We start from the raw sequence: 26,173 nt of genomic DNA on the forward strand, positions 1-26,173 counted from the left end.
TTTGCCGCCGCTTTTCCTTGACCCTGTCGGCCCCATGCGCCAAGGCGCGCGACACGTAAAAACGCTATTTTGACAGGGACCATCCGTGGCCGAAGGCAAAGCGCTTTCCTTCCAGGACCTGATCCTGACCCTCCATGCCTATTGGGGGAAACAGGGCTGTGTCATCCTCCAACCCTATGACATGGAAGTCGGCGCGGGCACCTTCCACCCGGCGACGACGTTGCGCAGCCTTGGTCCCAACGCCTGGAACGCCGCCTATGTGCAGCCCAGCCGCCGCCCGACCGACGGCCGCTATGGCGAAAACCCCAACCGGCTCCAGCATTATTACCAATATCAGGTCATCATGAAGCCCAGCCCGGCGAACCTCCAGGAACTCTATCTGGGATCGCTGGTGGAGATCGGCATCGACCCGCTGGTCCATGACATCCGCTTTGTCGAGGATGACTGGGAAAGCCCGACGCTCGGCGCCTGGGGGCTTGGCTGGGAAGTCTGGTGCGACGGCATGGAAGTCACCCAGTTCACCTATTTCCAGCAGATGGGCGGCTTTGACTGCAAGCCGGTCGCAGGCGAACTGACCTACGGGCTGGAGCGTCTCGCCATGTATATTCAGGGCGTCGACAGTGTCTACGACCTGAAATTCAATGACGCGGGCGTCACCTACGGCGACGTGTTCCTGGCGAACGAGCAGCAGATGTCGAAATGGAATTTCGAGATCGCCGACACCGAAAAGCTGTTCCGCTGGTTCAAGGACGCCGAGGCGGAGTGCAAGGCTTCGCTGGAAGCCGGGGTTCCGCTCGCCGCCTATGACCAGGCGATCAAGGCGAGTCATGTGTTCAACCTGCTCCAGGCGCGCGGCGTCATCTCGGTGCAGGAACGCGCCAGCTATATCGGCCGCGTCCGCGACCTCGCCAAGGGCAGCTGCGAAAAGTGGATGGAAGTGAACGGGTGGACGGCGTGATGACTGACTTCCTCCTCGAACTGCGCTGCGAGGAAATCCCGGCGCGAATGCAGTTGAAGGCGTCAGACGACCTCGCCCGCCTCTTCACTGAGGAGTTGGCGAAGGCGGGCCTCAAACCCGCCGCCATCGACAGCTTCGTCACGCCCCGTCGCCTCGCGCTCATCGCCCGCGACCTGCCGCTCGAAACCGCGGCGGTCAGCGAAGAATTCAAGGGCCCGCGCACCAGCGCCCCGGCGCAGGCGCTCGAAGGCTTCCTGCGCAAGACCGGCCTGACGCAGGACCAGCTCGAAGATCGCGAAGGTGTCTGGTTCGCTGTCGTGAACAAGCCCGGCCGCGCCACCGCGCAGGTGCTGGCCGAAGCCGTGCCAGCCGTCATCCGCGCCTTTCCCTGGCCCAAATCGATGCGCTGGGGCGTCGCCAGCCAGACGACCGAGAGCCTGCGTTGGGTCCGTCCGTTGCAGGGCATCGTCGCGATTCTGGGCGAAGACCTGGTCGACATCGAGATCGAGGGCATTCGGTCGGGCTATGCCACGCTCGGCCACCGTTTCCATCATCCCGGTGAGATTACCATCGGCAGCGCGCACGACTATGTCGAAAAGCTGCGCGCCTGCCATGTCATCGCCAGCCATCAGGAGCGCCAGGCGATCATCGAGGCGAAGGCCACGCAGGCCGCCGCCGCCCATGGCTACAGCGTGATCGAGGACAAGGGGCTGGTCGCGGAAAATGCTGGCCTGACCGAATGGCCGGTGCCGCTGCTCGGCGATTTCGACCCGGCCTTCCTTGAGGTGCCGCCCGAAGTCATTCAGTTGACGCTGCGGATCAACCAGAAATATTTCGTGCTGCGCGATTCGGCAGGCAAGCTGGCGCCCGCCTTCATCTGCACCGCCAATATCGAGGCGAAGGATGGCGGTGCGGCGATCATCGCGGGCAACCGCAAGGTGCTGGCCGCGCGTTTGAGCGATGCCCGCTTCTTCTGGGAGCAGGATCGCAAGACCAGCCTCGCGGACCACGCGCAGAAGCTGGAGCGCATCACCTTCCACGAAAAGCTGGGCACCGTCGCCGACAAGGTCGAGCGCGTCGCGAAGCTCGCCCGCTGGCTGGTGGAAGAGGGGATCGTCAAGGGCGCCGACGCGGGCCAGGCCGAACAGGCCGCCCGCCTCGCCAAGGCCGACCTCGTCACCGAAATGGTCGGCGAATTCCCCGAATTGCAGGGCGTGATGGGCGGCTATTACGCCCGCGCCGAAGGTTTGCCCGATGCCGTCGCCGACGCCATCCGCGACCATTACAAGCCGGTCGGGCAGGGCGATGAAGTCCCCACCGCGCCGGTTACGGTGGCCGTGTCGCTAGCCGACAGGCTGGATACCTTGGTCGGTTTTTTTGCAGCGAAGACATTGCCTACGGGATCGAAAGATCCGTTCGCCCTTCGGCGCGCGATGTTGGCTGTCCAAGCGTTGACGATCAAGTCAAATCTCCGATTGGGATTTTCCTTAGCGATCGATACAGCTTTGGACGTTTTGTGCCGTGTCAACGACGAGGGTGAACGTTGGATATGGGGATATAAACAGTTCAGCGAAATCGAGGCCCAGGAGTATGGCTCTGGGTTAAGCCATTCTCCTCAAACACTTGTTGATGCTGCAGGCATAAAGCAGCTTCTCCTCGACTTCTTCGCCGACCGCCTCAAGGTCCAGCAGAAGGAAGCCGGCGTCCGTCACGACCTGATCGACGCGGTGTTCGCGCTCGGCCAAGAAACCGGACAAATCGAGGACGATCTCGTCCGCCTGCTTGCCCGCGTGAAGGCGCTCCAGTCGTTCGTCGCGACCGACGACGGCGCCAACCTGCTCGCCGGGTACAAGCGCGCCGCGAATATCCTAAAGAAGGAAGGCGTGGAAAAGGCGGAAGCAATTTCCCTTTCCTACGATCCGGAAAAAGCGGAAGCTGACCTGATCGCCGCGCTTGACGCGGCGGAACCTGCGGCGGCACGGTCCGTGTCGGACGAACGCTTCGAAGACGCCATGGCCGCGCTCGCGACTCTCCGCGCGCCGATCGACGCCTTTTTCGACAGCGTCACCGTGAATGACGCCGATCCGGCCAAACGCACGACTCGCCTCGCGCTGCTGGCGCGGGTTCGTGATGCAGTGCACAATGTGGCAGACTTTTCGAAAATTACGGGATAACGAAACGATATTCCAAAAGCTACGGGAAATATTCGAAGTTAAGCGGGATATTTCCTATCCCATCAAGTATTATGACGCTAATTGCGACAACATTGTTGCAACGCACAAACTCGGCAATCAGTGCAGGGAGAGCCGGACACTATGGTTATGACGGAAGAGGCCCAGATGAGCAGCACTTCGACCCGCTATGTCTATCGTTTTGGCGGTGGCGTGAATGATGGGGGGAAGGGCGACAAGAACTTGCTGGGCGGCAAGGGCGCCAACCTCGATGGCATGGCCGCGATCGGCCTGCCGGTGCCGCCGGGCTTCACCATCACGACCGAAATGTGCACCCGCTATTATACCGATGGCGGCGTCTATCCCGACAGCCTGAAGGCGCAGGTTGCCGCCGGCATTGCCCATATCGAGGCCGTCACCGGCAAGCGTTTTGGCGACGCGGCCGATCCGCTGCTCGTCTCGGTCCGCTCCGGCGCGCGCATCTCCATGCCCGGCATGATGGACACGGTCCTCAACCTCGGCCTCAACGATGAAACCGTCCTTGGCCTGGCTGCTGCATCCGGGGACGAGCGGTTCGCCTGGGACAGCTATCGCCGCTTCATCCAGATGTATTCGGACGTGGTGCTCGAACTCGACCATGGCGCCTTCGAGGAAGCCCTCGAAATCGCCAAGGAAGATCAGGGCTATACTCTCGACACCGAAATGACCGCCGACGACTGGAAGGTGCTGGTCGGTGAATATAAGGCGCTGGTCGCCAAGCTCTGGAACAAGCCCTTCCCGCAGGATGTGCATGACCAGCTTTGGGGTGCCATCAACGCCGTGTTCGGCTCGTGGCAGGCCGACCGGGCCAAGGTCTATCGCCGCCTGAACTCGATCCCCGGCGACTGGGGCACCGCCGTCAATGTGCAGGCTATGGTGTTCGGCAATATGGGCGACACCTCGGCGACGGGCGTGGCCTTCACCCGCGATCCGGCCACCGGTGAAAATGCCTATTATGGCGAATATCTGATCAACGCCCAGGGCGAGGACGTGGTCGCGGGCATCCGCACGCCGCAGTACCTCACCAAGCAGGCGCGCGAGCGGGCAGGGGCCAAGCCGCTGTCGATGGAAGAGGCGATGCCCGAAACCTATGCCGAACTGGCCCGGGTGTTCGAGATCCTCGAAAAACATTATCGCGACATGCAGGACATCGAGTTCACGGTGCAGCAGGGCAAGCTCTGGATGCTCCAGACCCGGTCCGGCAAGCGCACCGCGAAGGCCGCGCTCAAGATCGCAGTCGAAATGGCGAGCGAAGGGCTCATCAGCGAGGAAGAGGCGGTCGCTCGCGTCGATCCCGCCGCGCTTGACCAGTTGCTCCACCCGACCCTCGATCCCAAGGCGCCGCGCGACGTGCTGACCAAGGGTCTGCCCGCCTCGCCGGGCGCGGCCAGCGGTCTGATCGTGTTCGACGCCGACACTGCCGAGCGTCGCAACGAACTCGGCGATGCCGTCATCCTGGTCCGCGTCGAAACCAGCCCGGAGGATATCCATGGGATGCACGCGGCCAAGGGCATCCTGACCGCACGCGGCGGCATGACCAGCCACGCCGCCGTGGTCGCGCGCGGCATGGGCCGTCCCTGCGTCTCGGGCGCGGGCAGCCTGTCGATCGACAATGCCAACAAGATCCTGCGCATCGGCAATCGCGAGCTGAAGGAAGGCGACATCCTGACCATCGACGGCGCCACCGGTGAAGTCATGGCGGGTGAAGTGCCGACCGTGCAGCCCGAACTGGCCGGCGACTTCGGCATCCTGATGCAATGGGCCGACAAGGTCCGCCGCCTCAAGGTCCGCGCCAACGCCGAAACCCCGCTCGACTGCCAGACCGCGCGTGATTTCGGCGCGGAGGGCGTGGGCCTTTGCCGCACCGAGCATATGTTCTTCGACGCCGCGCGCATTACCGCCGTGCGCGAGATGATCCTGGCCGACAGCGAGAAGGGCCGCCGCGCCGCGCTCGACAAGCTGCTGCCCGAACAGCGGGACGATTTCGCGCAGATCTTCATGGTGATGGCCGGCCTGCCGGTCACCATCCGCCTGCTCGATCCGCCGCTGCACGAATTCCTGCCGCATGGTGAAGCCGAGTTTGAGGAAGTGGCCAAGGGCGCCGGCGTCAGTGTCGACACGCTCAAGCGTCGCGCCGCAGAACTACATGAATTCAACCCGATGCTGGGTCATCGCGGGTGCCGCCTGGGCGTCACCTATCCTGAAATCTACGAGATGCAGGCCCGCGCCATCTTCGAAGCGGCGCTGCTGGTCAAGCAGCGCAGTGGCGAAGCGCCGATCCCCGAAGTGATGATCCCGCTCGTTGCCACGCGCAAGGAGCTGGAGCTGATGAAGGCGATCGTCGACAAGGTCGCGCAGGACGTGTTCACGGAGCAGGGCGCTTCGGTGGAGTATCTGGTCGGCACGATGATCGAGTTGCCGCGCGCGGCGCTCAAGGCGGGCGAAATCGCCGAAGTCGGCGAATTTTTCTCCTTCGGCACCAACGATCTGACGCAGACGACGATCGGCATCAGCCGTGACGATGCCGGCCGCTTCCTGACCCAATATGTCGACAAGGGCATCTTCGCTCGTGATCCGTTCGTCAGTATCGATGTGGAGGGCGTGGGTCAGCTCATCGAACTGGCGGCCGAACGTGGCCGTGCGAGCCGTCCCGGCATCAAGCTGGGCATCTGCGGCGAACATGGTGGCGATCCGGCCTCGATCGCCTTCTGCGAAGCGACCGGCCTCGATTATGTATCGGCCTCGCCCTACCGCGTGCCGATCGCGCGTCTTGCTGCGGCCCAGGCCGCGCTGGCGAAGAAATAAAGGAAAGGGCGGGAGGCAACTCCCGCCCTTTTTCGTTCAGGCCGATCCGGTCAGCCGGCTGAACAATCCGGGCTTTTCGCCCCGTTCCAGTTCGACCGCCTGACCCCGCCAGTCCTCGTGCGCGATGGTGCCCGGCTTCAGGCCCAGCCTCGCCTCCAGCGTCGCTTCCTGTTCGGCATTGATCGCGGCGATCTGCCCGAAGCGGTGATAGCCCGCCTCGTTGAGCGCCACTTCCTGCGCCTGGCTGATGCCCCTGATTCGGCTGAGGTCGTCGCGCCCATGCACCGCGCCCGAGACTGCGGTTGCCGTGCCGGCTCCGATCGGGCCGGCCGACTGGCGTTCCAACTCGGCGATCCGCAAATTGGCGGCCTCGATCCGGGCGTCCCGGTCCTTGATCGCGGTGCGATGCGCTACTTGCTCGTCCCGCCAATAGCGTCGATATTTGCCGCGCCCGCTCATCATCAGGCCCAGCAGCCAGCCGATGGCCAGGGCGATCAGCAACAGCACCAGTTCGTTCATGGTGAAGCTCATGGATAGCATCCTTTCCTGCGTGCTGAACGGCGGAGCGCCGCAAAGGTTGCCGACCGGGCCGGGCCCCGGATTTAACCGTAGGAAAAGTGTAAAAAGGGGCTTGCCCAATTGGCCGGACGCTTCTATCTGCGCGTCTCCAACGCACCCGTAGCTCAGCTGGATAGAGCATCAGACTACGAATCTGAGGGTCGGACGTTCGAATCGTTCCGGGTGCGCCATTTTGGAAAAGCGGCAGGGATAGGCTTCAAGCTCGACCTGCCAGAAAAAACGCACCCGTAGCTCAGCTGGATAGAGCATCAGACTACGAATCTGAGGGTCGGACGTTCGAATCGTTCCGGGTGCGCCATTTCTTCCAGAAATCAGGGGTATGAGGCGGCCAAGTCCGCCTTTTTCTTTGCCCTCAGCCCGTCGCCAGCGCAACCATCGCGTCGATGTCGGCATGGGTCTCAAGCCGCACCGCGATGTCATCCAGCGCATCTTCGACCGATCGGTCATGATCCGCGCCCGCCGATCGCCCGCCCACACGCTGGAGCAGCGCATCGCGCAGGTCGGTGCTGGCCAACAGCCCATGAACATAGCTGCCCATCACCCGCCCGTCGCGGCTGAGGACGCCGTCCGGCCGCCCGTCGAGCAGCGCAAAGGGCTGCGCGCAGTCGGGCCCGCCCGTCCGCCCCATATGCATCTCATAGCCGCTGAAATCGGCCCCCAGCGCCCGCCCTTGCACTGCCTTCAATGTCTTGGTTCCGCTCAGCACCGTCTGCACGTCGAGCAGGCCCAGTCCGGCGACGGAGCCGGGCGGCCCTTCCAGCCCCTCGGGATCGCCGATCGACCGGCCCAGCATCTGATAGCCGCCGCAAATGCCAAGCACGGCACCGCCACGCCGATGATGCGCCCGAATGTCGATGTCCCAACCCTGTTTCACCAGCGCCCTCATGTCGGCGATCGTCGCCTTGGAACCGGGCAGGATCACCAGCGCCGCCTCCGCCGGGATCGGCTGGCCGGGTCCGATCATGCGTAGGTCGACTGCCGGTTCCAGCTTGAGCGGATCGAGATCATCGAAATTGGAAATGCGCGGCAGCACCGGGCAGGCGACTACCAGCGGCGCCTCGCTCGAAAAGCTCCGCTGCTCCAGCACCACCGCATCCTCGCTCGGCAGCCGCGAGACAGCGTCCAGCCACGGCACCACGCCCATGCCGCGCCACCCCGACAGCGACTCGATCTGGGCGTAACCATCCTCGAAAAGGGCGGGATCACCGCGAAACTTGTTGATCAGGAAGCCTCGGATCATCGCGGCGTCCTCCGGGTCGATCACCGTCCGCGTTCCGACCACCGCCGCGATCACGCCACCCCGATCGATGTCACCCACCAGCACGACCGGGACATTGGCGGCGCGGGCGAAGCCCATATTGGCGATGTCGCCCGCGCGCAGGTTGATCTCGGCGGGCGAGCCAGCACCCTCGACGACGACGATGTCGCATTGCGCCTTCATCCGGCCATAGCTTTCCAGCACCGCGGCCAGCAATTGCCCCCGCGCCGCTCGGAAATTGCCGGAACCCAACGCGCCGCGCACCTGTCCATGGACAATCAGCTGCGACGTCCGGTCGGCCTGCGGTTTCAGCAGCACCGGGTTCATGTCCGTGTGCGGCGCTACGCCGCAAGCCATGGCCTGCAACGCCTGGGCCCGGCCGATCTCGCCCCCGTCGCTCGTCACGGCGGCATTGTTGGACATGTTCTGCGGCTTGAACGGGCGGACCCGATAGCCCCGCCGCACCAGCGCCCGGCACAGCCCGGCGACCAGCACCGACTTGCCCACGTCCGACCCGGTTCCCTGCAACATGATAGCGCCCATGGCCCCCTCCTGCCGTCAGCGGGCGGGCAGGGCAAGCGCGTCGACGATACCGATCAGATGCCGCGTCGATATTCCAGCGCGTCGATGATCATGCCGCCCGCCATGAATACGGCGCCCGAACAGGCAAGCGCCAGCAACTGGCCGCCGGTGCCCGGATATTGCTGCATATAGGCGACCCCGCGTTCGGCGGCGCCCAGCGCCAGGGCATAGATGACCAGGAACGCTTCGAACTTGGTCTTGATGATGAAGAGGCCCTTGATCCGTTCCATGGTCGTCCCACCCGGCGCCGGCCCCTTGCGGTCAGGGGGCCAGGTCGCCTGAAAGCTGCAAATGGTCAACAAGGGCTAACCATGATTGCTCGATCCGCGCAATCAGCCGAGTATCGCCCAAATCGTCGGGCGCGATCGATTCTGGCCAATAATCGGACACTATACCCGCAATATCGTCCAGCTTGGCCTCATCGACCAGGAAGCGCGGGTCGATATTGGCGGGGTCGGCGACGACTCGCAGGCGCAGGCAGGCGGGGCCGCCGCCATTGGCCATGGACTGGCGCACATCGACCGGGACCAGGCGCCGGATCGGGCCGTTCCCGGCCACCATCTGTTGCAGCCAGGACCAGACGGCCGGCGTCTCCTGCGCCTCGGTCGGCAGGATCAGGGCCATGGCCCCGTCGGGCAACGTCACCAATTGTGCATTGAACAGATAGCTTTTGATCGCGTCGGCCAGGCTGACGGCGCTCGCCGGCACTTCCACGATCTCGACACAGGGCAGAGCCTCTCGCAAGTGTGCATGGAACAGCGCCTTGTCGGCAAAGGCGAGTTCATGGGTAAACAGCACCCGCTCATTGGCCACGGCGACCACGTCATTGTGGAAGGCGCCGGCCGCGATCGCTTCCTCCGATTGCTGCACGAACAATGCGCGTGCCGGCGCAAGTCCATGGAGTCGCGCGACTGCCCGACTCGCCTCGACATGCTGCCGCGCGGGGAAGGGGCCGCCCGACTGGCCGTAGACGAATATCTCGACGCCGGGCAGGTCGTGCCGCTCGGTCAGCCGCATATGATTGGCGGCGCCCTCGTCGCCAAAGGGGGGCGGTACCGGGTCGTGCACGACGAAGGCCCGGGCATCGGAAAAGGCGACGCGCAACTGCGCCAGCGTCTGGGGCCATTCATGGCTCCGATGCGGCATCGTCACCAGGTTTGCGACGGTCAGGTGTGTCCGCCCGTCGGCGGCGTCGGCGGCGGGCGACACGGTCGCTGCATTGGCGGCCCACATGGAGGAGGCCGACATGGCCGCCGCCCGGATATGGGGCTCCGCGTCCCCCACATCGGTTCCCAGCCGCGCAAGCCAGGCGCCGTCAGGACGCCATTGCGGCAGGAAGATGCCCTGCTTCAGCCCAAGCCGGATGTTGCCGCGCATCTTCTCGATACCCTGGAGCGCGGCTGCCCTTGGCTGCGAGACCTGCCCGGCGTTGCGCGCGGAGGCGAGGTTGCCCAGGCTCAGCCCCGCATAGTTGTGGCTTGGTCCGATCAGCCCGTCGAAATTGATCTCGGTAACGCTCATGCCCGTCCCGCCATGGTGAAAGTCTCGCCAATATCCAGCCCCAGCCGGACGGCGCTGGCCGCGTCCAGCGACACCGCGCCGTCCGCGCCTTCCTGCACGAAACCCCAGGTGCAACGATAATCGGCCAGCCGCCCGGTGGCGATCAGCATCTTGTCGCCGCCCTTCTCATGCGTGGTGGACAGGGTGACATCGCGCGCGGCCGCGATCGTCTTCAACTGGTCTATCTGTCCCACCATGGTCGGGCCGCCGTCGAAAATGTCGACATAACCGGCATTATCGAATCCTTCGGTTTCCAGCATCCGCATCGCCGCGCGGCCATTGGGATGGGGCAGGCCGATGACCGCGCGGGCGCTGTCGGTCAGCATCGCGGTATAGATCGGCGTCTTGGGCATCAGGTCGGCGATGAACTGGTTGCCATTGACGGCGTTGAACTCGTCCGCCTCCTGAAAGCTCATGCCGAAGAAGCGACCGGCAAGCCCGTCCCAGAAGGGCGATCCGCCAGCTTCGTCGATGACGCCCCGCAGTTCCGCGATGATCCTGTCGCCAAAGCGCGCCCGGTGATTGCGGATGTAGAGATAGCGGCTACGCGCGAGCAACAGGCCCAGCCCCTCGGCCCGTTCGCGCGGGTGTAGGAAGAGGCCGCCGACCTCGACCGAACCTTCCAGGTCGGTGGTCAGCGAGAGCATCTGCGCGCGGAACGTGCGGCCCAGTTCGCGGCTATGCTGGGTCAGCACGCCCAGGCGATAGGAATAGAAGGGCCAGCTTTGCCCCACGGTGGAGAAAATCTGGCAGGTTCCGCGCACCTGGCCGGTCTCCACATTCTCCAGCACCATGACGATCAGTTCGTCCTCTATGCCCTCATTCGCCCGCGCCAGCGCCTTTTCGGTGCGTTCCAGCTTGGCGGCCAGCGCCTTGCGGTCGGGCGGCAGGTTGGTGAAGCCGCCTCCGGTAAGTTTCGCCATTTCATAGAGCGTCTGCAGATCGTCCGCGCGCGCGATGCGCATGATGAAGCTCAAGCGGTCATCCCCTCTTTCATATCTTGTCCCGGTTGGAATCCTCCCTGCGCGATCCGCCACAGCGTCAACGCCGACAATTGCGCGCGCTCGATCAGGCTGTCGGTCAGCAGATATTCGGCCTCGCTATGGATGCTGCCGCCGCGCACACCCATCGTATCCACCACCGGCACGCCGCAGGCAGCGATATTGTTGCCGTCGCATACGCCGCCGGTATCGCGCCAGCCAATGGCAAGGCCCAGGTCCGCGCCGCATTGCCGGACAAGGCCGAACAACCGCTCGGCCTTCCCGTCCATCGGCTTGGGCGGACGGCCAAAGCCGCCATGCAGGTGCAGGCTGACGTCATGTTCGTGCGCGATCGCCGTCATCATGGTCTCGATCAGCGTCCGTGCAGCGATCTCGTCCTCCGGCGTACGGGGACGGAAATTGACGCGCAGAACGGCATGGTCGGGCACGACATTGTTCGGCCCGCCACCGTCGATCTTCGCAGGGTTGCAGGAAAATCCGGCGCCGCTGCCGGCCTTGAGCCGCAAGGCGAGGTCCGCCGCCGCCAGCAGCGCGTTGCGGCCTTCATCCGGGTTGCGCCCGGCATGGGCGCTGCGCCCGGTGACGATGATCGAGAAATTGCCGCTGCCGGCCCGCGCGCCGGCCAGCGTGCCGTCGGGGAGCGCCGGCTCGTAGGTCAAGGCCGCGACTTTTCCTCGCGCGACCTCGCGCAGAAGCGCGGCGGAGGAGGGGCTGCCCACTTCCTCGTCGCTGTTGATGACGATGTCATAGCCCAGCCTCGACACCGCATCCGACGTTTCGATCGCCATCAGCGCAGCCAGCATCACGGCAATGCCGCCCTTCATGTCGGCAACGCCCGGACCATTCAGGATGCCCGGCTCCAGCCAGCGTTGCTGCTGAAAGGCATGATCGACGGGAAAGACCGTGTCCATATGGCCCGTCAGCAACAATCGTATCGGCGCATCGGCGCGCACCGCCACATGCAGGTGACGGCCATGGGGGATCGTCTCCACCCGCCCGTCCGGCGCCACATTCTCGACCGGCGTCGGCTCGACCAGCCGAACGGTGCCGGGCAGCCGGGCGAAGTCAGCGGCCAGCATCGCCGCCATGCGCGCCAGGCCATCCAGATTGCGCGATCCGCTGTTGACCGCAGCCCAATCCTGCACCTGCGCCAGCATGGGTGCAGCCGCGGCATGGTCCAGAATCCTCAATTCCGCTGGAGTCAGGAGGGTCATGGCAGGGGTCTATCAGAGCCCGACCCGCGCCTCCACCCCCGCACGAAAATTGCGTGGATCAGAAATCATATGTCAGGGTCAGGCGACTGAGCGTGTCGAAATCCCGCGCCGACAGCATCGTCTCCGATTCATACTGGATATTGTAGGACAACGCCGCCGACCAGCGTGTGGCGACCTTGGTTTCCAGCGAAGTCAGCGAATTGAGCGTGTAGACATCACTCTCCGCATAGCCCGAAGCCGTCTGCTTGAAGGTCAAAGTGGGGGAGGCGCGCCAAGCCATGGCCATCGAACCGCGCGCGCCCATCTTGGTCTCGCGCTCGCCAGTCAGATAATTGGCATGACGGACTGACGGACCGATATCGACCGACAGATCGAGCGGCTTGCTCATGACCAGCTTGTATCCGACGCCGACCGACCCCGTGTAGCGTTCATCATAGCCGATCGACGTATCCCGCTCGAACTGTACCAGGCCATAGGCGAAGCCGCGCGGATCGAACTCGTAGCGCGGCTCATAGCTTCCGAGGTAACGTTCGCGCGATGTCACGCCATTGGCGCGACGATAGTCCGTGGTGGCTGTCAGCTTGTGGCTCCATTGCAGCCCGGTGCGGGACACCGTCGCATTGACGCTGATGCCGAACTCGCTCGTCGACCCGGTGGACCGGAAGCCGCCCGCCGCGACCCGACCGGTCCAAAGGTCGGTGAAGCTGGCCTCGCGTATCAGCGTGTCGTGCGTCGCCTTGGTCCGTTCCTTCCAACTCGCGACCATTTGCTGGATCGCGTTGGCCGATTCGGGATTGGTCTGACGGGCGATCTTTGCGACGGTCACGATTTCCGTCTCGTTGCCGTTGGCGATGGCGGCCTCCAGCATCTCCCGCACGGCCGGCGGCAGCAAAGCAGTATCGGCCGCGACCGCGGCGGTCGAGAAGGGGAAGCAGGCGAAAGACAGCAGGATCAGGGGTGCGCGCATGGCCCTTTCTTAGCCGCCCGACAGCGGAATTTAAGCCCCTTTTGCGTCAACCGCTTCAGATAAGCGCCCTGAACTCCTGCAAAATATCCCGATACAGCTTGCGCTTGAAGGACACGATCAATTCCGGCAGCGTTTCGGGCGCGGCCCATTTCCAGTCCCGGAATTCCGGATGCTTGGTCTGGATGTCGATATCGCTGTCCTTGCCCAGAAAGCGGGCCAGAAACCAATGTTGCCGCTGGCCGCGATATTTGCCGCCCCACAGCTTCCCGATCAGTTCCGGCGGCAGGTCGTAGAAATGCTCCTCGCGCGTCGCGGCGATGATTTCCACATGGTCGCGGATGATGCCCGTTTCTTCATGCAATTCCCGAAAGGCGGCGGCGCGGACATCCTCGCCCTCATCAATGCCGCCCTGCGGCATCTGCCAGGCTTCGACCGCGTTATCGAGCCGCTGGCCAACGAAAATCTTGCCATCCATGTTGACGAGCATGATCCCGACACATGGTCGGTATCCCAGTTCCTGATCATTCGGCATCGAAGCCATTCGTCCCCTGATTCTGGCTGCCGGCGCGGTCCCACCCCTGGAAAGCGCCGACGCATAATGACCGTGACACGATAAGCGGCGCTCTGCGTCACGTCCATGATCGAATCGCGATTCGTGCGATTTGCGGCGGGTCTCGTCGCAGATATGCCCCATTGGTCGGCTGGAACTTGCCGCACGAGCGCGCATTGCGGACGCATGACCCAAGTCGTTCTGCTCTGGTTTCGCCAGGATCTCCGTCTCTCCGACCAAGCCGCACTGATCGCCGCAGCGTCGGAAGGCGCCGTCCTTCCGGTCTATATCCTCGATGACGAAGCTCCCCGCCAATGGGCGATAGGCGGCGCATCGCGCTGGTGGCTGCATCACAGCCTCGCCCGGCTCGATGAAAGCCTCCGCGCCAGGGGATCGCGGCTCCTCCTGCGTCGGGGCGGAAGCGCGGAAACACTGGAAGAGTTGGCGCGGGAGGTCGGCGCGTCGCGTGTTCACGCGCTGCGTCATCATGAACCCTGGTGGCGGAACGCCGAGAAAGCGGTCGCGAAAAGGCTCGATCTATGCCTGCATGACGGTGGGCTGCTGTTGCCGCCCGGCGCGGTCAGGACGGGCGGCGGCGGCCTCTATCGCATCTACACGCCTTTCGCCCGCGCGTTAATGAACCATATGCCGCCGGCCGCACCGTCGCCCGCGCCGCACCGCATACAAGCCCCGGCCCGTTGGCCCGCCAGCGATTCGCTTGATGGGTGGGGGCTGCTTCCGACCAGGCCGGACTGGTCGGCGGGTTTTGTCACGGACTGGACCCCCGGAGAGGAGGGCGCACGCAGGAATGTCGCGGATTTTCTTGAAGAGGTGCGCGACTATCCCAACGCACGCAATCTTCCCGCTGTCGAGGGAACATCGCGCCTGTCGCCCCATCTTCATTTCGGCGAGGTGTCGCCCGCCTATGTCTGGCACCGCGTTGCATCTTCAGGTCATGATGCCACAATCTTCCTCAAGGAGCTGATCTGGCGCGATTATGCCCATGTCCAGATTTGCAGCTTCCCCGCCTATGGATCGCAAAATGCCCGCGACGATTTCGACCGGTTGCCTTGGCGGGACCTTCCCGAAGCGCACGCCGATCTCGTCGCCTGGCAGCAAGGGCAGACCGGCTATCCTATCGTCGATGCGGGAATGCGGCAGCTCTGGGCGACGGGCTGGATGCATAATCGCGTTCGCATGATCGCCGCCAGCTTCCTCATCAAGCACCTGTTGATCGATTGGCGGCACGGCGCACGCTGGTTCTGGGATACGCTGGTTGACGCCGATTATGCCAACAACAGTGTCAACTGGCAGTGGGTGGCAGGCAGCGGTGTCGATGCCAACCTGTTCACCCGGATCATGGCGCCGCTCAGCCAGTCGGAAAAGTTCGATGCGGCCAACTATATCAGGCGATGGGTATCCGAACTGGCCCACCTCCCCGATGCGGTCATTCATGATCCCGATGCACACGGTGCGCGTCCGCCGGCCTATCCCGCCAAGATGATCGGGCATCGGGAGGGAAGGGAGCGCGCGCTTGACGCCTATCGACGCATGAAGGGGTGATTGCGGCGGCGTTCACCTTGCGGCAGGATCGGCGACATGAACGCCATAGATCCTCGCCGCGGCCGGCGCGCCCTGTCTGTCCGGCATCCGCCCCGCAGCGGTGCGTCCGGTCGAATAGCACGATGGCTGGCGCCGATATTTCATCGGCTTCTCGACCGGATCGACCAAGGTCTCGAGCAGGGCGCGCTTGAGGCGGGCCTGCCCGACGGCACACGCCGGTTGCTGGGTGGCCGCGCCGAAGGACCGTCCTGCATCGTCGAAATTCACCACTGGCGCGCGCTCGTCCGCCTCGCCAGTGGTGGGTCGGCCGGCTGGTATCGCGCCTGGGCGGCGGGGGAGTGGTCAAGCCCCGATCCGGTGCCGCTGTTCGCACTGTTCATGCGCAATGCGGTCGCGCTGGGGCAGGTCGCTCGCGCCCGCGGACCGGCACGTTGGATCGGCCGTCTGGCGCACTGGACGCGGCGCAACAGCCGCAGCGGATCGCGCTACAACATCGCCTATCACTATGATCTCGGAAACGACTTCTACCGCCTCTGGCTGGACGAGAACATGCATTATTCCAGTGCCCTGTTTCTCGATCCGGATAGCCCTATCGAAAGTCTGGAGCGGGCGCAGCACCGCAAGGTCGATGCCATCCTCGACCGGCTGGACCTGAAGGATGGCGATGCGCTGCTGGAGATCGGCTGCGGCTGGGGCGGCCTCGCTGAGCAGGCGATGGAGCGGCAGGCCGTTCACTATACTGGTCTCACCCTGTCCACCGAGCAGGCCGACTATGCCCGCGACCGACTGGGATCGGGCGCCCAGATATTGCTGACCGACTATCGCGACGCGGAGGGGCAATATGATGGGCTCGCCAGTGTCGAGATGGTGGAAGCCGTCGGCCAGCGCTATTGGCCCGACTATCTCGCCGCGATCCACCGGCTACTCAGGCCCGGCGGCAGGGCGGCGATCCAATATATCCTGATCGATGACGCCATTTTCGACGGCTATGCGCGTGGCGCCGATTTCATCCAGACCTACATTTTCCCCGGTGGGATGCTGATCTCCGAGAGCCGTTTTCGCGCACTGGCCGAAGAACAGGGACTGGAATGGCGGGACGAGCGCCGCTTCGGCCTCCATTATGCGGAGACGCTGCGACGCTGGCGGCTTCGTTTCGACCGGGTGATCGAAGAAGGCCGGCTGCCGGCGAGTTTCGACCAGCATTTCGTGGCGTTATGGCGCTATTATCTGAACTATTGCGAAGGCGGCTTTCGCGGCGGCGGGATTGACGTGGCGCAGGTGACGCTTGTCAAGCCCGTCTGAGCTTCAGTCCGGCACCCGCATCCGGTGCCCAGTGGGAGTATCAGCCATCACCAGTTGCACGATCGCGTCCCCCACCGCCTCCGGCCCCTTGACGCTCGCGGGGTCTTCTCCGGGGAAGGCGCGAGCGCGCATGGCCGTCCGAGTCGCACCGGGATCGACGATATGGGTACGGATGGCGGAGATATTCTTCACTTCCTCGCCATAGGCGCCTACCAGGGTTTCCAGCGCCGCCTTGGACGCGCCATAGGCGCCCCAATAGGCGCGAGGACTAGCGACGGATGATGTCAGCGCCACCACGCGGGCGTCCCGACTGGCGCGCAGCATTCGGTCGAATGCCGCGATCAAAGCTTGGGGCGCAGCGACATTGAGGGTCAGCAACCGGGCAAATTCCTTGGCGTCGACCGCCTGCACAGCGGCCAGCGATCCCAGCGTCGCGGCGTTGAGGACAAGGATGTCGAGCGCCTGCCAACGACCGCCGATCGCCTGCGCCAGACGGCCGATGCTTTCGCCGTCGATCAGGTCGAGCGGCGCGATGGTCGCATGGCCGCCCGCCTGGTGGATACGTTCCTCCACTTCCTCCAGACCACCTCCGGTCCGCGCCGTCAGTACGACATGCGCGCCGGCGCGGGCCAGAGCTTGCGCCGTCGCTGCGCCGATGCCACGGCTCGCGCCGGTCACAAGGGCCAGTTTGCCGGAAAGGGGAAGGTCGGACATGGGACTCCCGTCGCTCCGGCCGGTCGCCGGAATCATCTGGTATCGGAAAAGGGAAAGGGGCGGCCGTGCGCGGCCGCCCCAGAACTGTCAGACCACCCGTTCGGCGAGCAGTTCGAACTGATTGGTCACCACGGCCTCGTCCTGGTCGGTCAGCGTGGTGGGATAGTCGCCGGTGAAGCAGGCATCGCAATATTGCGGCCGGATGTCCGCGCGCTTCGCCTCGCCCAGCGCCTTGTAGAGGCCGTCGATCGAGATGAAGGCCAGGCTGTCGGCATGGATGAAATCCTGCATTCCGCCCACGTCCAGCTTGTGCGCCAGCAGCTTGGTCCGTTCGGGCGTGTCGACGCCGTAGAAACAGCTATGCTTGGTCGGGGGCGATGCGATCCGCATATGCACCTCCGCCGCGCCCGCCTCGCGCATCATCTGCACGATCTTGAGGCTCGTGGTGCCGCGCACGATCGAATCGTCGATCAGCACGATCCGCTTGCCCTCGATCAGAGCGCGATTGGCGTTGTGCTTCAGCTTCACGCCCAGATGGCGGACCTTGTCGCCCGGCTGGATGAAGGTGCGGCCGATATAGTGGGAGCGGATGATGCCCAGTTCGAACGGGATGCCCGACTCCTGAGCATAGCCGATCGCAGCGGGCACGCCACTGTCGGGCACCGGGATGACATAGTCGGCCTCGACGGGGTTCTCGATCGCCAGTTGCGCGCCGATCGCCTTGCGCACCGAATAGACGCTGGAATTGTCGATGATCGAATCGGGGCGGCTGAAATAGACATGCTCGAAGATGCAGGGGCGCGCGTGCGTCTCTCCGAACGGCCGGTGCGACCGGATCTGGCCGTCATTGGTAACGATCACCAGTTCGCCCGGATCGATCGAGCGGACATAATCCGCACCGACCACGTCGAATGCCACGGTTTCCGAGGCGAAGATCGTCGCATCGCCCAGCTTGCCCATGACGAGAGGGCGGATGCCCAGCGGGTCGCGACAGGCGATCATGCCCTCCGGGGTCATGACGATCAGCGAATAGGCGCCCTCGACCTGCTTGAGCGCATCTATGAACTTGTCGAGCAGCGTCCGGTAGCTGGAGGTCGCCACCAGATGGATGATGACTTCGGTGTCGGAGGTGGACTGGAAGATGGAACCGCGGCGAATCAACTCGCGGCGCAGCTTCATCGCGTTGGAGATATTGCCATTATGGGCAATCGCAAAGCCACCCGAATTCAGCTCCGCGTAAAGCGGCTGAACATTGCGCAGTGACGTTTCGCCCGTGGTCGAATAGCGCACATGGCCGCAGGCGCTGTCGCCCGGCAGGCCGCGAATCACTTCGTCCCGGTCGAAATTGCCGGCCACATGCCCCATCGCCCGGTGGGTATGGAAATCATGCCCGTCCCAGCTGGTTATGCCGGCTGCTTCCTGACCGCGATGTTGCAGGGCGTGAAGGCCGAGCGCGACGATGGCCGACGCCGTTTCCCCGCGGGAAACGCCGAAAATGCCACATTCCTCGCGCAACTTGTCGTCGTCGAAGGGATTGGTCGTAATCATGGGTGCGAGCGGTTCCATAGCCGTTCTTGGCGCGCCCCAGCGGGCTGCCTTTCCGCGCGCATATAGTCGGTCGAGGCTCGTTTGTCGCCTCCCTGTCACAAAAAAGGCAGGATATGCTGCGCAAACGCTATGTTTCCGGGATCAGCCGTTGTCCGATCAACCGTTTTTCAACGTCGCGCCATCGGCAAAATGCCCTACTGGCGCAGCGTGATCGGCGCGGCTACACACGCAGCCCTGATGCATCGTTTCGCCAATCCCGCCCGCTTTTTGAAGATCGCGCGTCCCTTGACCGGCTGGTTGTTCTGGCCCGGCCTCGCGCTGCTGCTCGCGGGCGCGGTCTGCGGCCTGTTCGTGACGCCGGCCGATTATCTTCAGGGACAGACGGTGCGGATACTCTATATTCACGTGCCGGCCGCATGGCTCGGCATGGGTGGCTGGACCGGCATAGCGGTCGCCGCGCTGATGCAGCTGGTCTGGCGGCATCCGCTGGCGGCGGTTGCGGGACGCGCCATCGCCGCGCCCGGCGCGCTCTTCACCGCGATCTGCCTGATGACTGGCTCCATCTGGGGGCGCCCGACCTGGGGGACCTGGTGGGAATGGGACGGGCGCATGACCTCCATGCTGGTGCTCTTCTTCCTCTATCTCGGCTATATCGCGCTCGCCAACGCCAGCGCGCGCGACGGGCAGGCGGGGGGCGTCAGCCATGTCACGGCCATTTTCGGCTTGGTCGGCGCGGTCAATATTCCGATCATCAATCGTTCGGTCATATGGTGGAACAGCCTGCACCAGGGACCCAGCATCACGCTGCGCGGCTCCAGCATCGACGCGGCGTTGCTCTGGCCGCTGGGCCTCACGCTACTGGGCTTTTCGCTCTGGTTCGGGGCGATCGTGCTGATGCGGATGCGGGCCATCTTGGCGCGGAACAAGGTCGAGGCGCGGATGCAGCGCCTGGCGAGAGGATAGGATGAACCAGTGGGATTTCGTGATCGCCGCCTATGCGGTGACGGCGATCGGAACGGCGATCGTCACCATGCTGAGCTGGCGTGCGATGTGCCGCGCCGAACGCGCGGTCGAGAGCTTCGCCGAGCGGCCATGAAAGCGTCGTCATGAAGGCAAAGCATCAAAGATTGATCCTGGCGCTGGCGGGGCTGACGGCGATCATCGGCGCCGGGCTGCTGGCCGCGTCCGCGCTGAAGGACGAGGCCGCCTATTTCTACACGCCGGGCGACGTGAAGACCAAGGGCGTGGAGCCTGGCAAGGCCATCCGGCTGGGCGGCATGGTGGTAAAAGGCAGCCTCAAGCGGGCGGCCGACGGCGTCACCATCCGCTTCGATGTGACGGACGGCAAGGCGACCGTCCCCGCCACCTTCGGCGGCATCGCTCCCGATCTGTTCAAGGAAGGCAGCGGCGTCGTGGCGGAAGGATCGTTCGACGCGCAGCGCATGTTCGTCGCCAGCAATTTGCTGGCCAAGCATGACGAACGCTACATGCCCCGCGAACTGGAAGGCATGAGCTATAACGAGACCACGCGAGAGATGAAGGTGGAACGGTGAGCAATCTCCACCAGCACCGTCATCGCTGCGCAGGCGGGGATTCATCTCCCAAACGTTGCGGATTGGCGATGACGCCGGAGACGGAGTCTTGCCTGCGGGGGAATGACGTGAACGGGGGTCGTGTCGCATGATCGCAGAGACCGGCCTTGCCGCGCTCTGGCTCGCCGCGGCGCTGGCGCTGCTCCAACTTGTCCTTGCCTTCGCCGGGCTGAAAGGCGGCAAGCCAGAACTGTTGGCTGCCGTCCGTCCCGCCGCCGTGGCGCAGGGCGCACTGACCGCCGGTGCCTTCACGCTGCTCATCACGCTGTTTCTGCGTTCGGATATGTCGGTGCTGCTGGTCGCGACCAACAGCCATTCGATGAAGCCGTGGCTCTACAAGTTCGCTGGCACCTGGGGCAATCATGAAGGGTCGATGCTGCTGTGGGTAACGGTGATGGGTGTTGCGGGCGCCGCCGTTGCCCTGTTCGAACGGGCGCTGCGGCGTGATACCCATATGGCGACGCTGGGCGGGCAGGCCGCGATTTCGCTGGGTTTCTATGCCTTCCTGCTGTTTTCCTCCAATCCCTTCACCCGTATCGACCCGCCGCCGCCCGACGGGCAGGGGCTGAACCCGCTGCTTCAGGACCCCGGCCTCGCCTTTCATCCGCCCACCCTGTATCTCGGCTATGTCGGCCTCTCGGTCGCCTTTTCCTTCGCCGTCGGTGCGCTGCTGACGGGCCGTGTGGACGCTGCCTTCGCCCGCGCGATGCGGCCCTGGGTGCTGGCTGCCTGGGTGTTGCTCACGCTCGGCATAACGGCGGGCAGCTATTGGGCCTATTATGAACTGGGCTGGGGCGGCTGGTGGTTCTGGGATCCGGTAGAAAATGCTTCGCTGATGCCATGGCTGGCGGCCACCGCCCTGCTGCACAGCGTCACGGTGCTCGCGACCCGCGACGCCTTGCGCGCCTGGACGATCATGCTGGCGGTCATCGCCTTTTCGATGTCGATGGTCGGCACCTTTCTGGTGCGGTCCGGCATCCTGACCAGCGTTCACGCCTTTGCCGTCGATCCCGAGCGCGGCAGCTTCATTCTGGCGCTGCTCGCTGTCTATATCGGCGGCGCGCTGGCCCTGTTCGGCTGGCGCATCGGTTCGGTGCGTGAAGGCGCGCCGTTCGAACTGGTCAGCCGCGAAACCCTGCTGGTGGTCAACAACCTGCTGCTTTCGGTGATTCTGGGCGTCGTGCTGATCGGCACCCTCTATCCGCTGATGACCGAAGCCTTCGGCCACAAGGTGTCGGTTGGCGCGCCCTATTTCGACCGGATCGCCGGGCCAATTGCCCTGACGCTGATGCTGGCGCTTGCGATCGGCCCGCTCACCCGCTGGCGGCGCGATCGGGTGTCGGTTATCGCCAAACGTTTGCTGTTTCCCGCCTTCATAGCGATTCTGGTGTCTGTTTCGTTGTCCATCTTTGCCTGGGACCGCATGGGCATCCTGCCGTTCCTCGGCCTTGTCATTGCCCTTGCGGTCGGCGCGACGAGCCTGGCCCCGCTGTGGAAGCGCAACCTGCTGCGCACGCCGCTCTTCACTTGGGGCATGGTCATCGCGCATCTGGGCTGCGCGGTCAGCCTGGCCGGCATGGCCTGCGATTCGGCCTTTACGGTGGAAAAGCTCGTTGCGGCCCGCCCCGGCGACACCATCAAGACCGCGGGCTGGACGCTGCGTTTCACCCGGATCGCCCCGCTCGCCGGCGACAATTGGACTGCGCTCCAGGCCGACATGCAGGTCGACCGGGGCGGCACGCCGGTCCTCATCCGCCCGCAGTCGCGCTTCTTCGCCTCGCCGCCCACCACGACCACAGAAGCAGCCTTACTGACCCGCTGGAACGGACAACTCTATGTCGTGCTGGGCGAGGAGGTTGAAGGCGGCCGTTGGCAGTTGCGCATCTGGTGGAAGCCGTTCGTCACGCTCATCTGGCTCGGCGGCATCCTGATCGCGCTGGGCGGCGTGCTGGCGCTGGTCGGCCGCGAGAGGCGCGGTTGGTTGATGAAGTGGCGCGCGCGTCAGTCTCAGCCATGGGAGGCGGTGGCGTGAGGAAGCTTCTGATCTGGCTGCCGTTCATCCTGTTCCTGGCCTTTGTCGGCCTGTTCGCGAGCGGGCTGTTCCAGCCCGATGACCGGATCATCCATTCGCGCCTTGTCGGCCAGCCGCTTCCGGCCTTCGCCTTGCCCGCCGGCGCCAGCGATCGGCCTGCGCTCGCCAGCGCCGATCTCGCGACCGGCCAGCCGCGCCTGCTCAACATCTTCGCCAGCTGGTGCGTGCCGTGCGCGGCCGAAGCGCCGCAATTGATGGCGCTCAGGCAGGCGGGGGTGGAGATAGACGCCATCGCGATCCGCGATGCCCGCGCCGATGTCGATCGCTTCCTCCAGCGCTACGGCAATCCCTATGACCGGATCGGCCTGGATGCGCGCAGCGGCGTGCAGATCGCGCTCGGATCGTCCGGCGTCCCGGAAACCTTCGTGATCGATGGCCAGGGGCGCATCGCCTATCAGCATATCGGCGACATTCGCGCGGACGATGTGCCGATGATCCTGGACCGGCTGAGGAGCGCGCAATGAGGGTTTTTCCCGCCTTGCTGCTCGTGCTCGTTGCCGCCCCGCTCGCCGCGCAGGCCGCCCTGCCGCCGGCGCCCTGGGCGGACCGGCAAATCCCTGATGATCGCCAGGAGCGCACGGCGAGGGCGTTGATGGAAACCATCCGCTGTCTCACCTGCCAGAGCCAGTCGATCGCCGATTCGAACGCCAGCATGGCCGGCGACATGCGATCGCAGATCAGGGAGCGGATCATGGCGGGCGAACAGCCGGAGGCCATTCGCGCCTGGCTGATTGCCCGCTATGGAGACTGGGTCAGCTATGAGCCGACCGCCTCGCCGATCCTCTGGCCGCTCTGGGTGGCACCCCTGCTGCTGCTGGGTCTTGGCCTGCTGCTGTTGCGCGGTCGAATCAAGCGGAGGAAGGGTTCATGACAGGCTGGTTCATCGCGTTCGGGCTTGCGGCGCTTGCCTTTGTCGCGCTGCTTCTCATCGGCCGTATTCCCCGGTCGGTGCGGGAGATCACGGCTGCCGCTTTGCTGCTGGGGCTTGCGGGCTATGCCTGGCAGGGCCATCCAGGGCAGGCAGGCGCGCCGCGCCGGCAGGCCGACACCAAGGGCGAGGCCTTTGACGAGGAGCAGGCGGAAAAGCGGCGCGGCCTGGCCGAACGATTCGGGCCCGCGGCGCAGTGGATGATGCTGTCCGACGGGCTCGCACGACAAGGCAAGACCAAGGAAGCGGCCAACGTCCTTCTTTCGGGCCTGCGCGACACGCCCGACGACGCCAATCTCTGGCTGGGTCTGGGCAATGCGCTGGTCAATCATGCCGATGGCGTGATTTCGCCGGGGGCCGAGTTCGCTTATCGTCGTGCCTTGGCGCTCGATCCGGAAGGGCCAGCGCCCCGCTATTTCTACGGCTTGGCTCTCGCCCGCGCGGGTCAGCTTCAGGCGGCCCGCGACCTGTGGGCGCCGCTGGCGGCCAGCGCGCCGGCGGACAGCCAGGTCAAGGCGGAACTTCAAGCGAATATAGCGCGTATCGACGCCATGCTTGCTCAAGCGACTTCCGTCCCGCAATGACGCGCCGCAGCGCGGATGATTGCACCCTGTCGGGAGGCGTGATAGGGCGCGCCGCTATGCAGGGTATGACATATCCTTTTCAACCCGGTTCCTTTCAGCCTGGTGTCCGATGACCATTTGGCATTTTCTCCATGGCTGATCTTCTTCCCAACACCGCGCCTTCTTCGGCCGAGGACGAGCATGGCGGTCATGGTCATGCCCGGCAGAAGGCCACGCTGAAGCTTGTCGTCGGCGCGATCGGCATCGTGTTCGGCGATATCGGCACCAGCCCGCTCTATGCCTTCCGCGAAACCTTCGCCGGCCATCATCCCCTGACCCTCGATCCCGATCATATATTGGGCGTCATCAGCCTGATGTTCTGGTCGATGATGCTGGTGGTGACGCTGAAATATGTCAGCATCATCATGCGCGCCGACAATAAGGGCGAAGGCGGCAGCCTGGCGCTGCTGGCGCTGATCAACGGCCAGACGAAGACTCAGCGCTGGTCGCGCGGCATCGTTCTGTTGGGCGTGTTCGCCACTGCCCTCTTCTACGGCGATTCGATGATCACCCCGGCCGTGTCGGTCCTGTCCGCTGTCGAGGGTCTGGCGGTCTATAATCCCGAACTGGCGCCGGCGATCTTGCCGGTCGCTGTGCTCATTCTGCTCGGCCTGTTCTGGATACAGGGCCTGGGCACGAACCGGGTGGCATCGCTCTTCGGGCCGATCATGCTGCTCTATTTCGTCACTATCGCAGGCTTGGGCCTCATCTCGATCGTGCAGACGCCGGGCATTCTCTACGCCTTCAATCCCTATTGGGCGTTCATGTTCTTCGTGACCGACCCATTGCCTGCCTTTCTTGCGCTGGGGTCGGTTGTGCTGGCGGTAACAGGGGCCGAGGCGCTCTATGCCGACATGGGCCATTTCGGCCGCAGTCCGATTCGCGTGTCCTGGCTCTTCTTCGTGCTGCCCGCCCTGATGCTCAATTATATGGGACAGGGAGCGCTGCTGTTCCGCGAGGGCGCGGATGCGCTGCACAGCCCCTTTTATAACCTGGCGCCGCAATGGGGGCAGTTGCCTCTGATCGTGCTGGCGACGCTGGCGGCAATTATCGCCTCGCAGGCCGTCATTTCCGGCGCCTTCTCGGTCACGCAGCAGGCTATCCAGTTGGGGTTCATGCCCCGCCTGCGCATTTCCCATACCAGCGCCTCGGCCGCGGGCCAGATCTACATCCCCCTCATCAACTGGGGGCTGATGGTCATGGTGATCCTGCTGGTGCTGGTGTTCCAGACGTCTTCCAACTTGACCGCAGCCTATGGCATCGCGGTCACGGGCGCGATGTTCATCGACAATCTGCTGCTGACCGTGCTGCTCTACCGTCTGTGGCACTGGAAATGGTATTATTCCGCGCCGCTGCTGTCGGTCTTCTTCCTGGTCGACGGGGCCTATCTGGCGGCCAACCTGACCAAGGTTCCCGACGGCGGCTGGTTCCCGCTGTTGATCGGCTTTGTGATCTTCACGCTGCTGACGACCTGGTCGCGCGGCCGGCGGCTAGTGCAGGACCGGCTGCGCGAAGCGGCCATGCCGATCCCGGTCTTCGTGGCGTCGGCGGCCAATAGCGCGGTTCGCGTCCCCGGGACGGCGGTGTTCATGACCTCGACGCCCGACGGCGTCCCCCATGCGCTGCTGCACAACCTGAAGCACAACAAGGTGCTGCACGAGCGCGTGATCCTGCTGACGGTCAAGATCAAGGATGTGCCCGTGGTCGAGGATGACGGGCGGTGCCGGCTGGAGGATCTGGGCAGAGGCTTCTTCCGTCTCGTCCTCCATTATGGCTTCATGCAGGAACCGGACGTGCCCGCCGCGCTCAAGAATGTCACCGGCTGCGGCCAGGCGTTCAAGATGATGGACACCAGCTTCTTCCTCGCCCGCCAGACGCTGTTGCCGTCGGCCAAGCCGGGGATGCCGCTGTGGCGCGAAAAAATCTTCGCCTGGATGCTGCGCAACGCTGAAAGTGCGATGGAATTCTTCCGCCTGCCGACCAACCGCGTCGTCGAACTCGGTAGCCAGGTCGAGATCTGATCGCTTTTCATATGTGGAAGTTCACACTGTTCAGAGTGGAACGATGGTGAGCGATCGTTTCCGAACAGGACAGCAAAAAGGGCGCGGCCATTCGGTCGCGCCCTCC

23 protein-coding genes and 2 tRNA genes are annotated in these 26,173 nt (G+C 64.4%); 15 read left to right on the forward strand and 10 right to left on the reverse strand.

What is annotated here, in order from left to right:
* The first annotated feature begins 85 nt into the window (after positions 1-85).
* The 3 genes from A7Q26_RS10505 (at position 86) to ppdK (ending at position 5,973) form a co-directional block, all read left to right on the forward strand.
* Complete coding sequence (locus A7Q26_RS10505) at positions 86-958, forward strand: glycine--tRNA ligase subunit alpha (protein ID WP_066859317.1); 873 nt, start codon at positions 86-88, stop codon at positions 956-958.
* Positions 958-3,132: a glycine--tRNA ligase subunit beta gene (gene glyS, locus A7Q26_RS10510; protein ID WP_066859499.1), complete on the forward strand. Its 2,175-nt coding sequence runs from the start codon at positions 958-960 to the stop codon at positions 3,130-3,132. Before A7Q26_RS10505 ends, glyS begins: the two co-directional genes overlap by 1 nt.
* 141 nt (positions 3,133-3,273) lie before the next feature.
* Positions 3,274-5,973: a pyruvate, phosphate dikinase gene (gene ppdK / locus A7Q26_RS10515; RefSeq protein ID WP_066859318.1), complete on the forward strand. Its 2,700-nt coding sequence runs from the start codon at positions 3,274-3,276 to the stop codon at positions 5,971-5,973.
* Positions 5,974-6,009: 36 nt separating this feature from the next.
* Here ppdK and A7Q26_RS10520 read toward each other — a convergent pair whose 3' ends face one another.
* Positions 6,010-6,504: a hypothetical protein gene (locus tag A7Q26_RS10520; protein WP_066859319.1), complete on the reverse strand. Its 495-nt coding sequence runs from the start codon at positions 6,502-6,504 to the stop codon at positions 6,010-6,012.
* Between the two features lie 141 nt (positions 6,505-6,645).
* Here A7Q26_RS10520 and A7Q26_RS10525 point away from each other — a divergent pair.
* Positions 6,646-6,722, forward strand: a tRNA-Arg gene (locus A7Q26_RS10525).
* A 51-nt stretch (positions 6,723-6,773) separates the two neighbouring features.
* Positions 6,774-6,850 (forward strand) — tRNA-Arg (locus A7Q26_RS10530).
* 54 nt (positions 6,851-6,904) lie between these two features.
* Here A7Q26_RS10530 and A7Q26_RS10535 read toward each other — a convergent pair.
* From A7Q26_RS10535 to A7Q26_RS10565, 7 genes are read right to left on the reverse strand one after another with little or no spacing between them, the layout of a single operon-like run.
* A complete protein-coding gene (locus A7Q26_RS10535) occupies positions 6,905-8,353 on the reverse strand; it encodes a cobyric acid synthase (protein ID WP_066859320.1) in 1,449 nt (482 codons plus the stop codon).
* 53 nt (positions 8,354-8,406) lie between these two features.
* Positions 8,407-8,622: a hypothetical protein gene (locus A7Q26_RS10540; RefSeq protein ID WP_066859321.1), complete on the reverse strand. Its 216-nt coding sequence runs from the start codon at positions 8,620-8,622 to the stop codon at positions 8,407-8,409.
* A 31-nt stretch (positions 8,623-8,653) separates the two neighbouring features.
* Complete coding sequence (locus A7Q26_RS10545) at positions 8,654-9,913, reverse strand: N-succinylarginine dihydrolase (RefSeq protein ID WP_066859322.1); 1,260 nt, start codon at positions 9,911-9,913, stop codon at positions 8,654-8,656.
* A complete protein-coding gene (locus A7Q26_RS10550) occupies positions 9,910-10,929 on the reverse strand; it encodes an arginine N-succinyltransferase (protein WP_066859323.1) in 1,020 nt (339 codons plus the stop codon). The genes A7Q26_RS10545 and A7Q26_RS10550 overlap by 4 nt, the downstream gene beginning before the upstream one ends.
* Positions 10,926-12,167: a hydrolase gene (locus tag A7Q26_RS10555; RefSeq protein WP_066859324.1), complete on the reverse strand. Its 1,242-nt coding sequence runs from the start codon at positions 12,165-12,167 to the stop codon at positions 10,926-10,928. The genes A7Q26_RS10550 and A7Q26_RS10555 overlap by 4 nt, the downstream gene beginning before the upstream one ends.
* Positions 12,168-12,225: 58 nt before the next feature.
* Positions 12,226-13,134, reverse strand: coding sequence for a DUF481 domain-containing protein (locus A7Q26_RS10560; RefSeq protein WP_066859325.1), 909 nt, complete (start codon positions 13,132-13,134; stop codon positions 12,226-12,228).
* Between the two features lie 55 nt (positions 13,135-13,189).
* On the reverse strand, positions 13,190-13,675 hold the full coding sequence (locus tag A7Q26_RS10565) for an RNA pyrophosphohydrolase (RefSeq protein ID WP_066859326.1): 486 nt from the start codon (positions 13,673-13,675) through the stop codon (positions 13,190-13,192).
* A 195-nt stretch (positions 13,676-13,870) separates the two neighbouring features.
* Between A7Q26_RS10565 and A7Q26_RS10570 the strand changes: the two genes are divergently transcribed.
* Positions 13,871-15,247 (forward strand): cryptochrome/photolyase family protein, encoded by a 1,377-nt coding sequence (locus A7Q26_RS10570; protein WP_066859327.1) that lies wholly within the window; start codon positions 13,871-13,873, stop codon positions 15,245-15,247.
* Positions 15,248-15,283: 36 nt separating this feature from the next.
* Positions 15,284-16,549: an SAM-dependent methyltransferase gene (locus A7Q26_RS10575; protein ID WP_066859328.1), complete on the forward strand. Its 1,266-nt coding sequence runs from the start codon at positions 15,284-15,286 to the stop codon at positions 16,547-16,549.
* A gap of 3 nt (positions 16,550-16,552) precedes the next feature.
* On the opposite strand, the gene A7Q26_RS10580 is transcribed toward A7Q26_RS10575, so the two are convergent.
* Together A7Q26_RS10580 and purF are read right to left on the reverse strand one after the other, a co-directional pair.
* The gene (locus A7Q26_RS10580; protein ID WP_066859329.1) at positions 16,553-17,263 is read right to left on the reverse strand and encodes an SDR family NAD(P)-dependent oxidoreductase; all 711 of its coding nucleotides are present in this window, start codon (positions 17,261-17,263) and stop codon (positions 16,553-16,555) included.
* A gap of 87 nt (positions 17,264-17,350) precedes the next feature.
* Positions 17,351-18,811 carry an amidophosphoribosyltransferase gene (purF, locus tag A7Q26_RS10585; RefSeq protein WP_232313755.1) on the reverse strand — a complete coding sequence of 487 codons (1,461 nt, stop codon included), beginning with the start codon at positions 18,809-18,811 and terminating at the stop codon, positions 17,351-17,353.
* Positions 18,812-19,048: 237 nt separating this feature from the next.
* Here purF and ccmC point away from each other — a divergent pair, with 237 nt between their 5' ends.
* The 8 genes from ccmC (at position 19,049) to A7Q26_RS10620 (ending at position 26,067) form a co-directional block, all read left to right on the forward strand.
* A complete protein-coding gene (gene ccmC, locus A7Q26_RS10590; RefSeq protein WP_066859500.1) occupies positions 19,049-19,774 on the forward strand; it encodes a heme ABC transporter permease CcmC in 726 nt (241 codons plus the stop codon).
* 1 nt (position 19,775) lies between these two features.
* Positions 19,776-19,907, forward strand: coding sequence for a hypothetical protein (locus A7Q26_RS26155; protein ID WP_269747243.1), 132 nt, complete (start codon positions 19,776-19,778; stop codon positions 19,905-19,907).
* A 10-nt stretch (positions 19,908-19,917) separates the two neighbouring features.
* Positions 19,918-20,364, forward strand: coding sequence for a cytochrome c maturation protein CcmE (gene ccmE / locus A7Q26_RS10595; RefSeq protein ID WP_066859331.1), 447 nt, complete (start codon positions 19,918-19,920; stop codon positions 20,362-20,364).
* A 127-nt stretch (positions 20,365-20,491) separates the two neighbouring features.
* On the forward strand, positions 20,492-22,435 hold the full coding sequence (locus tag A7Q26_RS10600; protein WP_066859332.1) for a heme lyase CcmF/NrfE family subunit: 1,944 nt from the start codon (positions 20,492-20,494) through the stop codon (positions 22,433-22,435).
* Positions 22,432-22,959, forward strand: coding sequence for a redoxin family protein (locus A7Q26_RS10605; RefSeq protein ID WP_232313756.1), 528 nt, complete (start codon positions 22,432-22,434; stop codon positions 22,957-22,959). The genes A7Q26_RS10600 and A7Q26_RS10605 overlap by 4 nt, the downstream gene beginning before the upstream one ends.
* A complete protein-coding gene (locus tag A7Q26_RS10610) occupies positions 22,956-23,366 on the forward strand; it encodes a cytochrome c-type biogenesis protein (protein WP_066859334.1) in 411 nt (136 codons plus the stop codon). The genes A7Q26_RS10605 and A7Q26_RS10610 overlap by 4 nt, the downstream gene beginning before the upstream one ends.
* Complete coding sequence (locus tag A7Q26_RS10615; protein WP_066859335.1) at positions 23,363-24,007, forward strand: tetratricopeptide repeat protein; 645 nt, start codon at positions 23,363-23,365, stop codon at positions 24,005-24,007. Before A7Q26_RS10610 ends, A7Q26_RS10615 begins: the two co-directional genes overlap by 4 nt.
* A 131-nt stretch (positions 24,008-24,138) precedes the next feature.
* Entirely contained in the window at positions 24,139-26,067 is a 1,929-nt protein-coding gene (locus A7Q26_RS10620) for a potassium transporter Kup (RefSeq protein ID WP_066859336.1), read from the forward strand.
* Positions 26,068-26,173 lie beyond the last annotated feature (106 nt).

The sequence above is a fragment of the Sphingobium sp. TCM1 genome (assembly GCF_001650725.1).
Classification (GTDB): domain Bacteria; phylum Pseudomonadota; class Alphaproteobacteria; order Sphingomonadales; family Sphingomonadaceae; genus Sphingobium.

Coding starts and splice junctions, on each gene's coding strand:
- glyS (WP_066859499.1), top strand. CDS start 958: ATGACTGACTTCCTCCTCGAACTGCGCTGCGAGGAAATCCCGGCGCGA.
- ppdK (WP_066859318.1), top strand. CDS start 3,274: ATGGTTATGACGGAAGAGGCCCAGATGAGCAGCACTTCGACCCGCTAT.
- A7Q26_RS10520 (WP_066859319.1), bottom strand. CDS start 6,504: ATGAGCTTCACCATGAACGAACTGGTGCTGTTGCTGATCGCCCTGGCC.
- A7Q26_RS10535 (WP_066859320.1), bottom strand. CDS start 8,353: ATGGGCGCTATCATGTTGCAGGGAACCGGGTCGGACGTGGGCAAGTCG.
- A7Q26_RS10540 (WP_066859321.1), bottom strand. CDS start 8,622: ATGGAACGGATCAAGGGCCTCTTCATCATCAAGACCAAGTTCGAAGCG.
- A7Q26_RS10545 (WP_066859322.1), bottom strand. CDS start 9,913: ATGAGCGTTACCGAGATCAATTTCGACGGGCTGATCGGACCAAGCCAC.
- A7Q26_RS10555 (WP_066859324.1), bottom strand. CDS start 12,167: ATGACCCTCCTGACTCCAGCGGAATTGAGGATTCTGGACCATGCCGCG.
- A7Q26_RS10560 (WP_066859325.1), bottom strand. CDS start 13,134: ATGCGCGCACCCCTGATCCTGCTGTCTTTCGCCTGCTTCCCCTTCTCG.
- A7Q26_RS10565 (WP_066859326.1), bottom strand. CDS start 13,675: ATGGCTTCGATGCCGAATGATCAGGAACTGGGATACCGACCATGTGTC.
- A7Q26_RS10570 (WP_066859327.1), top strand. CDS start 13,871: ATGACCCAAGTCGTTCTGCTCTGGTTTCGCCAGGATCTCCGTCTCTCC.
- A7Q26_RS10575 (WP_066859328.1), top strand. CDS start 15,284: ATGAACGCCATAGATCCTCGCCGCGGCCGGCGCGCCCTGTCTGTCCGG.
- A7Q26_RS10580 (WP_066859329.1), bottom strand. CDS start 17,263: ATGTCCGACCTTCCCCTTTCCGGCAAACTGGCCCTTGTGACCGGCGCG.
- purF (WP_232313755.1), bottom strand. CDS start 18,811: ATGATTACGACCAATCCCTTCGACGACGACAAGTTGCGCGAGGAATGT.
- ccmC (WP_066859500.1), top strand. CDS start 19,049: ATGCATCGTTTCGCCAATCCCGCCCGCTTTTTGAAGATCGCGCGTCCC.
- A7Q26_RS26155 (WP_269747243.1), top strand. CDS start 19,776: ATGAACCAGTGGGATTTCGTGATCGCCGCCTATGCGGTGACGGCGATC.
- ccmE (WP_066859331.1), top strand. CDS start 19,918: ATGAAGGCAAAGCATCAAAGATTGATCCTGGCGCTGGCGGGGCTGACG.
- A7Q26_RS10600 (WP_066859332.1), top strand. CDS start 20,492: ATGATCGCAGAGACCGGCCTTGCCGCGCTCTGGCTCGCCGCGGCGCTG.
- A7Q26_RS10610 (WP_066859334.1), top strand. CDS start 22,956: ATGAGGGTTTTTCCCGCCTTGCTGCTCGTGCTCGTTGCCGCCCCGCTC.
- A7Q26_RS10615 (WP_066859335.1), top strand. CDS start 23,363: ATGACAGGCTGGTTCATCGCGTTCGGGCTTGCGGCGCTTGCCTTTGTC.
- A7Q26_RS10620 (WP_066859336.1), top strand. CDS start 24,139: ATGGCTGATCTTCTTCCCAACACCGCGCCTTCTTCGGCCGAGGACGAG.